This window comes from Streptomyces sp. NPDC060035 (assembly GCF_042736635.1).
GTDB lineage: Bacteria > Actinomycetota > Actinomycetes > Streptomycetales > Streptomycetaceae > Streptomyces.
Window position 1 is genome coordinate 393,512 of record NZ_JBHWVO010000003.1, and the last position, 11,892, is coordinate 405,403.

The 11,892-nt window shown below is 70.7% G+C and carries 10 protein-coding genes; 4 read left to right on the forward strand and 6 right to left on the reverse strand.

Annotated elements, in window-relative coordinates:
• The first annotated feature begins 73 nt into the window (after positions 1 to 73).
• On the forward strand, positions 74 to 658 hold the full coding sequence (locus ACFWBQ_RS06805) for an isochorismatase family protein (RefSeq protein WP_385484874.1): 585 nt from the start codon (positions 74 to 76) through the stop codon (positions 656 to 658).
• Positions 659 to 673: 15 nt separating this feature from the next.
• Here the strand turns inward: ACFWBQ_RS06805 and ACFWBQ_RS06810 are convergent, their stop codons facing one another.
• Positions 674 to 1,018, reverse strand: a complete 345-nt coding sequence (locus ACFWBQ_RS06810) for a hypothetical protein (RefSeq protein ID WP_385484876.1) — start codon at positions 1,016 to 1,018, stop codon at positions 674 to 676.
• Between the two features lie 122 nt (positions 1,019 to 1,140).
• Positions 1,141 to 3,540 carry an immune inhibitor A domain-containing protein gene (locus tag ACFWBQ_RS06815; RefSeq protein ID WP_385484878.1) on the reverse strand — a complete coding sequence of 800 codons (2,400 nt, stop codon included), beginning with the start codon at positions 3,538 to 3,540 and terminating at the stop codon, positions 1,141 to 1,143.
• 382 nt (positions 3,541 to 3,922) lie between these two features.
• Here ACFWBQ_RS06815 and ACFWBQ_RS06820 point away from each other — a divergent pair, with 382 nt between their 5' ends.
• The gene (locus ACFWBQ_RS06820) at positions 3,923 to 4,213 is read left to right on the forward strand and encodes a hypothetical protein (protein ID WP_385484880.1); all 291 of its coding nucleotides are present in this window, start codon (positions 3,923 to 3,925) and stop codon (positions 4,211 to 4,213) included.
• 50 nt (positions 4,214 to 4,263) lie between these two features.
• On the opposite strand, the gene ACFWBQ_RS06825 is transcribed toward ACFWBQ_RS06820, so the two are convergent.
• Together ACFWBQ_RS06825 and ACFWBQ_RS06830 are read right to left on the reverse strand one after the other, a co-directional pair.
• On the reverse strand, positions 4,264 to 4,932 hold the full coding sequence (locus ACFWBQ_RS06825) for an RDD family protein (protein ID WP_385484882.1): 669 nt from the start codon (positions 4,930 to 4,932) through the stop codon (positions 4,264 to 4,266).
• A 109-nt stretch (positions 4,933 to 5,041) separates the two neighbouring features.
• Positions 5,042 to 6,556: an RDD family protein gene (locus ACFWBQ_RS06830; protein ID WP_385484884.1), complete on the reverse strand. Its 1,515-nt coding sequence runs from the start codon at positions 6,554 to 6,556 to the stop codon at positions 5,042 to 5,044.
• A 272-nt stretch (positions 6,557 to 6,828) separates the two neighbouring features.
• Between ACFWBQ_RS06830 and ACFWBQ_RS06835 the strand changes: the two genes are divergently transcribed.
• Entirely contained in the window at positions 6,829 to 7,305 is a 477-nt protein-coding gene (locus ACFWBQ_RS06835; protein WP_385484886.1) for an SsgA family sporulation/cell division regulator, read from the forward strand.
• An 11-nt stretch (positions 7,306 to 7,316) separates the two neighbouring features.
• On the opposite strand, the gene ACFWBQ_RS06840 is transcribed toward ACFWBQ_RS06835, so the two are convergent.
• Positions 7,317 to 8,684 carry an FAD-binding oxidoreductase gene (locus tag ACFWBQ_RS06840; protein WP_385484888.1) on the reverse strand — a complete coding sequence of 456 codons (1,368 nt, stop codon included), beginning with the start codon at positions 8,682 to 8,684 and terminating at the stop codon, positions 7,317 to 7,319.
• Between the two features lie 97 nt (positions 8,685 to 8,781).
• On the opposite strand from ACFWBQ_RS06840, the gene ACFWBQ_RS06845 reads away from it, so the two are divergent.
• Positions 8,782 to 10,428 (forward strand): tetratricopeptide repeat protein, encoded by a 1,647-nt coding sequence (locus ACFWBQ_RS06845; protein WP_385484890.1) that lies wholly within the window; start codon positions 8,782 to 8,784, stop codon positions 10,426 to 10,428.
• Positions 10,429 to 10,523: 95 nt separating this feature from the next.
• On the opposite strand, the gene ACFWBQ_RS06850 is transcribed toward ACFWBQ_RS06845, so the two are convergent.
• The gene (locus ACFWBQ_RS06850) at positions 10,524 to 11,729 is read right to left on the reverse strand and encodes a hypothetical protein (protein ID WP_385484892.1); all 1,206 of its coding nucleotides are present in this window, start codon (positions 11,727 to 11,729) and stop codon (positions 10,524 to 10,526) included.
• Positions 11,730 to 11,892 lie beyond the last annotated feature (163 nt).

An 11,892-nucleotide genomic window follows, 5' to 3' on the forward strand; every position in this document is an offset into this window, starting at 1 on the left:
GGCTCGTCGGCATCCCCACCGTCCCGTTTCTCCCGCCGAGTCCCCGTCGACCCCCCACCGAAGGACACCCGTCATGCATCGCGCCTTGATCGTCGTTGACGTTCAGAACGACTTCTGCGAGGGCGGCAGCCTCGCGGTGGCGGGCGGCGCCGATGTCGCCGCCGCCATCACCGACCTGATCGGTGAGGCCCAGCCCGGGTACCGGCACGTGGTGGCCACCCGCGACCACCACATCGACCCGGGTGACCACTTCTCCGCGCAGCCCGACTTCGAGCACTCCTGGCCGGTGCACTGCGTCGCCGGTACGGAGGGGGTGGGCTTCCACCCGAACTTCGCCCCCGCCGTCGCCTCCGGCGCGATCGACACCGTCTTCGACAAGGGGGCGTACGCCGCTGCGTACAGCGGGTTCGAGGGCCTCGACGAGAACGGGGTCGGGCTTGCCCAGTGGCTGCGGGACCGCTCCGTCACCGCTGTCGACGTCGTCGGCATCGCCACGGACCACTGTGTGCGCGCCACGGCGCTGGACGCCGTCCGGGAGGGCTTCACCACGCACGTACTGCTGGAGCTGACCGCCGGTGTCGCCGAGGGGACCACTGAGCGGGCCCTGGAGGAGCTCCGCACCGCGGGCGTGGGGCTGTCCGGCAAGCCGGTCGTCTGACCGCTCCCGGGGCCCTCAGGCGGCCGGGCGGACCGGTCCCGCGTAGCCGGTGGGTCCCAGCAGGGCGCGGATCGGGTGCCACAGCTCCTGGCCGGTCTGCGGCGCCGTCCGCCAGAGCAGCCCGTCCGGGTGGTGCAGCACCGCCGTGATCTCGTCCTCGGTGGGCGGCTGGGCGTTGCCGCGCAGGTAGACGGCGCGCAGTCCCAGGTTGCGCAGTCTGGTCAGGGCACGCGCCCGGGTGGCCGCGTGCACCAGCACGCGTATCGGGGTTCCGGGCCCGGCCCCGTCCGCGGGACGGTTGAGGGCGACCGCCACCACCACCGTGCCGTTGGGCAACCTGCAGAAACCTCCGCCTGCCATGCTTTGCGCTCCCCCGTGAGACATCGCGTCAATAAGGATCGAACACGACGCACCTAAACACGATCGGCCGCCGCCCGCTAGAGGGCGACGGCCGATCATGATCTGACCTGCGGTGTTGCTGACTACTTGGTCGAGGGTCCGACCTTCACGGTCATCGTGGAGCCGCTGAGCGGCTCGCTGATGATCGAGATCCGGGTGTTGGTGTCAGAAACGCGGACACTTCCCGTGGGGTTCTCCTCGTACCAGTACGTGCCCTTGTGGTCGTCGAAGACCGGCACGCCCAGCGAGGGCTTGATCTTGAGCGGCACGTCCGCGTTGTGCAGCGTGAAGCCCTTGTTCGGGTACCAGCTGAACGGCGCGTCGAACGGCTGGATCTTGTTGCGCAGCAGCGAGCCGTTGGCCCACTTCAGCGGCTTGGCGTGCGAGTCCACCGGCAGGATCAGACCCTGGCCGTGGTGCTGCGAGGTGTTGTTGTCCTTCTGGGAGGTGTCCCAGAGCCACACCATCAGGCCGTTCTGGTACGCGTAGTGCTCGACCCAGTCCGGACGGGTGGCGGAGAAGCCGAAGTTGTACGGGCCGACCTCGAGGGTCTCGTCGTACGACACGTACTGGCGGTTCTCGGCGATGTAGTACTGCGGGTAGTCGTTGGTGAACGACTCACCGATCCGCGAGAAGCCCTTGGACGTCCAGCCGTTGTCGTCGCCCTCGGCGTTGTCCGTGAAGAGCACGGCACCGTCGGCGCTGACCGTGATGGCGTCGGCCGTGAAGCCCTTGCCGCCCGCGCCGCCGTCCGTCTGGTAGCGGAAGCGGAGGTCGACCTTCTTGCCCGCGTAGGCGTTCAGCGAGTACGTGAGCTTCTTGTACGCGCCCGAGACGTCGGTAAGGGCCGGCTTGTCACTGGCGTCGCGCGGGATGGCCTGGCCGTCGGCCGTGCCGTCGAGCGCGGTCCAGCTGGAGCCGCCGTTCTCGGACACCTCGGTGTAGAGGTAGTCGTAGTCGGCCTCGATGTCGTACCAGCCGGACAGGTCCAGCGAGGCGGACGTCTTGCCGGTCAGGTCGACCGAGCGGGTCAGGGTGTTCGACAGATCGTCGCCCATGTCGCTCCACCACTGCTTCGAGCCCTCCGCGGGCTTCGTGACGGTGGTGGTGACTTCCTTCTCGGGCAGCTCGACGACGAGCGCCTGCTTGTTCTTGGTGTTGTACTCCGAGACGCCCAGCTTGTGGACGGAGTTCGTGGCGGCCTTGGCCGTGCCGTAGTCGAGCCAGCCCAGCTGCAGCTTGTCCCAGGCGGTCATGTCGCCGGGCAGGTTGCCTATCTCGCCCTTGCCGGTGCCGAGCCAGGAGCCCGCCGACATCAGGGACCAGAAGCCGACCGAGTTCTCGCCGCCGCCGGAGGTGTCGTAATGGTCCGGCAGGCCGAGGTCGTGGGCGTACTCGTGGGCGAAGACACCCAGGCCGCCGTTCTCGGGCTGCGCGGTGTAGTCGCCGACCCAGATGCCCGTGTCGCCGATCTCGGCGCCACCGGCCTTGTTGCCGGCCGGACCGGTCGCGCCGGCGTTGGTGCCGTACGCGTACCAGCGGTGCGCCCATATGGCGTTGGTGCCTTCGGCGCCGCCGCCCGCGGACTCGTCCTCACCGGCGTGGACCAGCTGGAAGTGGTCGATGTAGCCGTCGGCCTCGTTGAAGTTGCCGTCGCCGTCGAAGTCGTAGCGGTCCCACTGGTCGTACTGAGCGAGGTCCGCCTTGATCTGCTCCAGCGTGCGGCCCTTGGCCTTCTGGTCGGTGACCCAGGCGTTGACGCCGTCGCGGACCGTGTCCCAGACGTTGGCACAGTTGGAGGAGCCGCAGTAGTTGGAGCCGTAGCGGGCCTCGTTGTACGGGACCTTGACCCAGTCCGAGACCTCGCCGTCGACCGAGTAGCGCCCGGAGGACGTCTTCTCGTAGTACGTCTTCAGCGAGTTCTTGCCCTTGCCCTCACCGAAGTAGATGTCCTGGAAGTGGGCCTGGTTGTAGTCGGCCTGCCAGGCGGTGCTGTTGTCCTTCGCCGGGTCCGGCTCGGCTATCTCGTTGTGCTGCGGGCCGGGCGTGCCGCCGTACTTCTTGACCGGCGGCTTGGGGCCCTCGCCGTCCGGGTCGAACATCGTGGTGTCGTCGACCGTGTCGCCGAACTCCACCAGGATGGTGAAGATCTTGTCGGTCTTCTCGCGGCCGAGCTCGACGTACTTGTTGTTGCCGAGCTTGACGACCTTGGAGCCACCGCGGGTCGAGACCTTCTTGTCACCGGCCAGTACCTGCTCCAGCGCGGCCTGACGCTGAGCGTCCTGCTCCTTGCTGAAGGGGCCTTCCAGGTCGTGCTCGCTCGCCTTGACCGGTGCGGGATCCCGTCGGTCAATGATGGAGGCGCCGGATCCCGACGCCTTGTCATCTGCCTGGGCGGTGGCAAAAACCGATGCCGTCGCGGCGGTGGCGGCCAGCGCCACGGCTACCGCGGTGGCGCGTAGCGCCCGTCTCTGAGTGATCACTTGATGCAGTCCTCCCCGGCGTTTCGCGTCCGCGGCAAGGGGGTTGAGAAAAGCCGCGCGCGTCAACGCGTCACACGTGACGACATTCGATCGGATGTATGAGAGAAAAGACAGATCTTGACTTGCACAGGCCAACTGCACTATGCAGGAGTCGATTTCCGGTATTCGGACGTTCACCGCTTCTTCGGCGGCCGGCCAACCGGCGCGCCGCGCGCGCCCGATCGGCGACAGCGTGACTCAGTGCGCCCCCCGTGCACCGGTACCGTGGGTTAGGTCACGCTTACTACGTGTTCCTCACGGGCATCCACCGTCGTAGAGTCGATTGACAGTGCGACTGTGTTGAGAGACTGCCCCAGCCGATGCCCCGAGGACGGATACCGCCATGCCGCGTCCGACTGCCGCACAGTTCTCCTACGGTTCGGTCACCGTCGTCTTCGCGACCCTCGCCATGCTGCTGCTGTCCCGCACGAATTCGGGCATCGGTGTGGCCGTCATCGGCACCGCGGCCCTGGGGCTCGGTCTGCTGGTGGCCGTGACCGTGCCCCTGCCCAAGCGCACGAAGGTCCGGACGGCACCGGCGCCGGCCGCTGTCCGTGCCCACCGCACGATCGAGGACATCGAGATCGCCTCCGCGCACACGGAGCGGATCGGCGAGCATTCCCTGCACCGCTGAGAAGCTGCCGACCCAGCGGGTCGGGCAACAGCTCCTGAACCGCCCCGGCCTCATGGGACGGTGACCACAACTGTCTTGGACGCCTTGTCCTGCAGCCCCTGCCGGTACGGCTTGTCCGTGAACATCAGCAGGATGTTGATCAGCCACCACAGGCAGGGGCAGCACAACAGCGCCGGGAGCCACAGCACGACGGCCCGCATCAGCGCGGAGGCGGTGTCGGGCACCGAACCGTCGTTGAGCATCGCCACGCGCATCTTCAGCAGCCGCTTGCCGAGCGTCCGCCCGTCCTTGTGCGTCAGATACGTGTCGTAGGCGACGTAGGCCGCCAGGCCGATCAGCGACCAGAGCAACTGATGCCCGCTGTAGGTGTTGCTGATGGCGTCGCCGAAGTCGTCGTCGCCGCCGTCCGAGGAGACATCGACCGCGCCACCGAAGGGCAGCGAGATCAGGTACAGCGGGATCGAGATGATGAGGAAATCGATCAGCCGCGCCAGGATCCGCTTGCCCGGCTCCGCGAGCGGCGGCATACCGGCCAGCGGATCCGCACCGCCGTGCTGCCCGCTGCCGCCGAACGGATCCCGATCGTGCGGCGGAGGTGGCGGCGGCCCGCTGTCGTAGGGCGAGCCGCCGGACGGTGGCGGAGAGCCGTCCGGCGGCCTCTTGGAAAAGGGATCGTCCTCGGGCGGCTGACCGGGCGGCGGCGGCGGTTCGTTGCTCATGGGGGCAGTGCACCCCGGCCCGCACAGGCCCGCAACGGCTCAGGTGCTTTCGGGGGACGGGGGTCGGCACACGGGCGTAAGCGGCCCGTCCCCGGTGGCTGCCCCGCCCTCAGCCGGCAACGAACGTGCGGGCCGCCTTGTCGTGCCAGCACTGCCGCCACGGGCGGTCGAACAGGCACCACAGCACGTTGATCACGCCGATGACGAGAAGACCCAGCACCCCGTACACGAGCCAGCGCCGCAGCGCGGCCCCGATCGTGGGCGGTCCGTGGGACTCGATGTCCCGTACGTCGAGTCCGCAGAGCTTCTTGCCCAGCGTGCGGCCCCACTTGGCGGTGGGCAGGGCCTCCAGCACGAAGCCGAGCACCAGGAACACGCCGAGTACGGCACCGAACAGCCCGGCCGTCGTGGAGTCCAGCAGCCAGACGGTGACCGTCTCGCCGGACAGCTTGGCCGCCTCGATCTTCGCGTCGATGTGGTCCATCGCCTGTGTGACCAGCGGGAAGCTGATCGCACCGACGACCGCGCCGAGCACCACCGTGTCCAGGAGCCGGGCGGTCAGCCGCTTGCCGAGCCCTGCGGGCCTGGCGGACGCCTGGGCCCGGGCGAGCTGCTGGAAGGGGTCCTCGACCGGAGGCTTCCAGGGCACGACCGGCTGCTGCTGCTCGGGCCGGGCGCCCTGCTGCTGCGCGGGCATCGGGCGCTGCGGCTGATGCTGTTGCCGGTGCGGGCGGGCCGTCTGCTCGGGCTGGGCGAGCTGGTGCGCCTGCTGCGCCCAGGACGCGGATCCGCCGCCGGGACCGGGAGTCAGGGGCGTGTTCACCGGGGGCGTCTGCGCCTGTGCCGGTGCCTGCGGCTGAGCCTGCGCCTGGGGCGGGTTCGGGGCCTGCGGCTGGGACGTGGAGCCGGGCGGCACGGCGCGGATCGCCATCGTGCCGTCGGCGGGCGCCGGTCCCTCCTCGCGCGGGCGAGGTGTACGGGCGGCGCCGTCCCGTCCCACGGCACGGATCGTCACCGTGCCGTCGGTCGGCGGACGGTCCGCGTCACCACTGCCGCCGGGCCGGCCGACCCGCATGGCGACGGTGCCGTCGGTCACGTCACTGTTGCCGTCCCGCATGCCGGGAAGGGCGCCGCGCGTCGGGTCCGGTTCCCCGGGCCGGCGCGGATCCTGGGGCGCGCGGTCGGCCGGAGCGCGGTCCGCCGGAGCGGCGGCGGGAGGCGGTGCGCCGTCACCGGGCGTACGGGGATCCGGGCCGCCCCAGGAGACACGGCGGTCACGGTCGCCGCCGAAGCCTGTCTGCCGTGACGTGTCGGCCTGCCAGGCCGTCGCGGGTTCCGGGCGGCCGCCGGTGGCCCCCGCCTCGCCCCCGCCGAGCCCGTCGGCCTCGTCGAAGAACATCGGCCCGGTCTCATCCACCGGGACGGTCTGCTGCGCCGACGGCTGCGGGGCGGAATCCGCGGGAGGCGGCGCAGGGGTCGCCTCGCCTTGCCGGGGTGCGGGCCGGCTCGTACCGGGAACCCAAGATGCGCCGTTCCAGTACCGGACATATCCGGGAATGGACGGGTCGGGGTAGTAGCCCTCTCGGGGGCTTTCGTCACCGGGTGCCGGGGTTGGGGCGCTCATCACCGTGGTCCCGTATCTCTTCGAGGCCTCAGACCGGCCGGCGATCGGAGGGTGGCGTCGCACCGTCCGATCGCCGGCCGGCCTCAATACAAGGGTCCACATCTATCAGACCGTCGCGCACCCACGGGCCGGTCCTGCCGTTTGGACCACTTTCCGGGCCTGCGGAAGTTTTTCTGGGAAGTCGCGTCATGGATGGCCGGGAGGGCGCTCTCTCCTTGTGCGGACCGGTCGAGGGACCGGCCCCTACGAGCATCGGAAGGTCGTGCACCCTCATGCAGAACATCGTGGAACGCGAACTGGAACTGAAGCTGGTCCTCTCGCCGGAGCGCTCCGTCCCGGTACCCGCCCGGCTGTCCTACCTCACCGACGACCCGTACGCCGTGCACATCACCTTCCACATCGGATCCGAGTCGCCCGTGCACTGGACGTTCGCCCGTGAGCTGCTCGTGGAAGGCGTGTTCAGGCCGTGCGGGCACGGGGACGTACGGATCTGGCCGGCCAAGGTCGACGAACACGACGTCATCTGTGTCGCGCTCACCTCGCCCGAGGGCAACGCCCTCCTGGAGGTGCCGTCGGCCGCCGTCGCCGCCTGGGTGGAGCGCACCCTTCGCGTGGTGCCCCCGGGGTCCGAGAGCACGCTGCTCGGCCTGGACGGCGCGCTCGCCGAGTTGCTCGCCCCGCTGCCCGCCGACGACCTGTGGCTGAGCGACCCCTGGCCCTGCGACGAGTCCCAGGACGGCGAGGCCTGAGTGGGGCGGGGTCAGAACAGCTTGCCGGGATTGAGCAGCCCCAGCGGATCGAAGGCTGCCTTGATGCCACGCTGCAACTCGACGCCCACCTCGCCCAGTTCGCGGGCGAGCCACTCCTTCTTGAGGACGCCGACACCGTGCTCGCCGGTGATGGTGCCGCCCAGTTCCAGGCCCAGAGCCATGATCTCGTCGAAGGATTCGCGAGCCCTGCGGGACTCGTCGGCGTCGGTGTGGTCGAAGCAGACGACGGGGTGGGTGTTGCCGTCCCCCGCGTGGGCGACGACACCGATGGTGAGGCCGAACTTGTCGGCGATGGCGGCGGTCCCCTCGATCATCGCGCCGAGCCTGGAGCGCGGTACGCACACGTCGTCGATCATCGTGGCGGACTTGACGGTCTCCATCGCGGGAAGCGACAGCCTGCGTGCCTGCAGCAGCAGTTCGGACTCGGCGGCATCCTCGGCGGGTACGACTTCGGTGGCGCCCGCCCCGGTGCACAGTTCGCCGACAGCGGTGAGGTCGGCCGCCGGATCGGGAGTGTCGAAGGCGCAGAGCAGCAGCGCCTCGGTGGATTCGGGGAGTCCCATGGAGGACATCGCGTTGACGGCACGCACTGTCGTACGGTCCATCAGTTCGAGGAGTGACGGGGTGTGGCCGCGTTCCATGATCCGGCAGACCGCGTCGCAGGCGGCCGCGGCGGAGGGGAATTCGGCGGCCAGAACGAGCTGCTGCGGAGGCTGGGGCCGCAGCGCGAGGACGGCCTTGACAACGATGCCGAGACTGCCTTCGGAGCCTACGAAGAGCCGGGTCAGGTCGTACCCGGCGACACCCTTGGCGGTGCGCCGGCCGGTGTTCAGGAGCCGCCCGTCGGCGAGGACGACCTCGAGACCGAGTACGTACTCGGCGGTGACGCCGTACTTCACGCAGCACAGTCCGCCGGACGCGGTGCCGATGTTGCCGCCGATGGTGCACGTCTCCCAGCTGGAGGGGTCCGGCGGGTAGTACAGCCCGTGTTCGTTGACGGCGCGGGACAGCACGGCGTTGATGACGCCCGGCTCGACGACCGCGACCCGGTCGACCGGGCTGATCTCCAGGATCCGGTTCATTCTGACGAGGGAGAGCACGATGCAGCCGTCGGAGGCGTTGGCCGCACCCGACAGGCCCGTTCTCGCGCCCTGCGGCACCACGGGGACGCGCAGCGCCGTGGCGGTCCGCATGACGTGCTGGACCTCCTCGACCGTGCGCGGGAGCACGACGACGGCCGGGGCGCCCGCCTCGCAGAAGCTCGCCATGTCGTGGGCGTACGTGGCGGTGACGTCGGGGTCGGTGATCAGGGCATCGGCCGACAGACCCGTGCGCAGCTGTTCGAGAAGATCGTCCATGATCCAAGCCTGACACCCGGGGCCAATGGTGTGAACCCGTCTGCGCCAGCGATCGTCCAGCGCGATGTGATCTTCACACTGACGCAGAGTGATGCGCATGGATGCCATGCCGCAGCAGAATCCGGAGCCACCCCCCTCCACCCTGCCGCCGGAGGGTGCGACGGCCGTGCCACCGCTTCCCACGCCGATGCGCACGACACTGCGCAGGGCGGCATTCGGCGCGGTGGCGGGCGCCGTGCTCGTGGCCGGTGCGGTGGTCGCCGTACCCGACGGCCGCAAGGAGGCCGTGCCGCCCTTGCCCGGGCCGGTCGCGCGGGCCGAGGCGGCCGCGGCGGCGGGCTCCCCGGCGTCCCTCTCCGACCTCACGGCGCTGATCGGGGACCGGCAGCAGTGGGTGGACACCCATCCCTCCGACGCGCCGTCCTGGGCGGTGCTCGGTGCGGCGTACGTGGAATGGGGCCGGCGTTCCGCGGACGCGGCGTACTACACGCGGGCCGAGCAGGCCCTGCAGCGCTCGCTGGCCGCGCAGCCCGGTGAACGCGGGAACACGGAGGCCTGGGTGGGGCTGGGGGCGCTCGCCAACGCACGGCACGACTACCTCGCCGCGAAGAAGTGGGGCGAGACGGTACGAACCCGGCAGCCGAAGAACTGGACGGCCTACCCGGTCCTGATCGACGCGTACAACGGCCTCGGCGAGTACGAGGCCTCCAACAAAGCCACGGAGAAGTTCGGGTCGCTGCGCAAGGGCGCTCCCGCGCTCGCCAGGACGGCCGAGATGTACCGCAGCCAGGGCTGGCGCGAGGACGCCCTGGCCACCGCCCAGGAGGCGGCGGACCACGCCACCGCCCCGGCGGAGAAGGCGGAGGCCCTGCACCGCCTCGGCGACCTGGCGTGGGAGCGCGGCGAGCCCGCGGAAGCCGTGGCCCAGTACGAGGCGGCCCTGCGCACCGACGGCAACCACTTCGCCTCCCGCGCCGGCCGGGCCCGCGCCCTGGTGGCCCTGGACCGCACGGACGAGGCCCTGGCCGACTACCAGACGGCGACGGCGAAGCTGCCCCGCCCGGAGTACGTACTCGAACTGGGCGAGCTGTACGAGTCCCTGAGCCTGGACGGCGACGCCCGCACCCAGTACTCGGAGCTCCGCAAGCTGCTCGCACAGGCGAGGACGGCCGGAGTGGACGAGTCCCTGACCGAGGCCCGCTTCGAGGCCGACCACGGCGACCCGGCGGCGGCGGTGGAGCTGATGCGCGCCGAGTGGTCGGCCCTGCACCGCAGCTCGGCGGCGGCGGACGCGCTGGGATGGGCGCTGCACCGTGCGGGCCGGTCGGAGGAGGCCCTGCAGTACGCGGAGCAGGCGGTGGAGACGGGCATCCGGAACGCCTCGTACACGTACCACCTGGGTGTGATCGAAAGCGCCCTCTCGCAGAACGGCCCGGCCCGCGGCCACCTGGAGGAGTCCGTCCGCACGAACCCGGTGTTCTCTCCGCTGGCCGCTCCCCTGGCCCGGGCGGCACTGGACTCCCTGGGCGAACCGGCGCCGGGCGGCCCGACGGACATGGAGCCGGATCCCGCACCGGAACCCGAACCGGAACCGGCGAAGCCCGAAGCCGAGGAGTCCGAAGCCCCGAAGGCCGAAGCGTCCGGTCCCGAACCGGTTCCCGCGCAGGGACAGGCTGCGAGGCCCACGCCCGCCTCCTCCCCCGGGGCGAAGTCGAGCGCGGCAGCTTCCTCCGCGAGCTCCTAGGAGATCTCGCGGGGCCCGTCCGGGGCCGACGACGGGGCGCGGGGCCGGTTTCACCGGCTCCGCGCCCCGTCGTCGCGTTCAGTGGTGCGAGGGTGTCACCGCACCGTGGTGCTGGTGATCACACCCGTCCGCTGGAGGGTCTCGTAGCCCGTGGCCAGGAGTTCGGCCGAGACCTTCAGCCCGTCGCGCCCGCCCGTACCGCCATCACGCTGAGGGGTCTCGCGGTGGGTGACGGTGAGCGCGGTGCGGTAGGTGCCGTTCGGGTCCACGTCGACGCTCGGCGGGAGCGACACGACCCCGGTGAGCGTCCCGCGCGGACCCGGGGTGAGGGTGAGGGGCCGGCCGTTCGCCGTCACGGTGAGGGCTCCGGGGGCGAGTGCCCGTCCGTTCGAGAAGACCAGGCGGGTGCCGACGGCGCGGTACTCGGGGCCGCCCGCCGGGTCGGTGAAGATGACGACGCCGCTCGCCGTGTCGCTGTACGTACGCGGGCAGGGGTTGCTCGCGCGGTGGCAGGGCCTGTCCTGGTTGCTGTGGTTCAGCACGATGCGGCCCGTGGCGAGCCCTTCGACGGCGAAGTCGTGCGTGGTTCCGTTCACGGTCAGGTTGTCCACGTAGGTGTCGAGCGATGCTTCGACGTCACCGGGCCTGCCGACGCTCGCGACGAGGCCGCCGACCCCGTCGCCGGGGGCGTCGCAGGCGGCGGCGTAGGTACTCATCGGTGAGTCGGATCCGGCGGGCAGCGCGGGGTCCGTGGGCAGCGCCTGCGAGGTACGCCAGAGCGAGGAACCGGTGGACGCGAAGTGCTGCCAGGTGTCCGGCACCACGCCCGTGCGGCCCTGACCGTCCGTGGCGAGCTGCGGCTGGAAGCTGAGCGTCGTGGAAGCGCCCTGGCAGACCAGCGGGAGCTGGAGGTTCGCCGCGGTGCCGGTGGCGCCGTCCTCCACGGTCCTCACGTAGGAGTCGTAGGACAGTTCGGCGGCCGCGACCGTGCTCAGCGGGACCGGAGCGGTGTAGTGGTGCGCGGCCTGGGCCTGCTGTCCACCCGCGACCGCGAGGTGCAGGCTGCCGTTGAACCGGACGGGGTCGGTGATCGGCGAGACCTCCTGGACGCCGGGCGGCCGGTTCGCGATGCTCGGGACGTCCTGCAGCCGGCTCCAGGACCCCCCGGGGCCCAGATCTGCGGCTCGGACCTGTTGTTCGACGTTCGCTGCCGCTGCACCCACGGCGGAGGGGGCGAGCATGGCGAGGGATGCGCCCGCTGCCACCACAGCGGCGGAGACGGACGCGGTGAGACGGACCATGGTGTGAGGGCTCCCATCGGAAGCTGCGACGCGATCGGCGCAGGCCGCGACGTCGCGGCTCCCCCATCCGTCCCACGCCCGGTCGGGACAACTCCCGCCGCGCCAATACCTCACCCGATCAGCACGGTCAAGGACCCCATCGGCCCGAGCGTGTCCCCGTCGT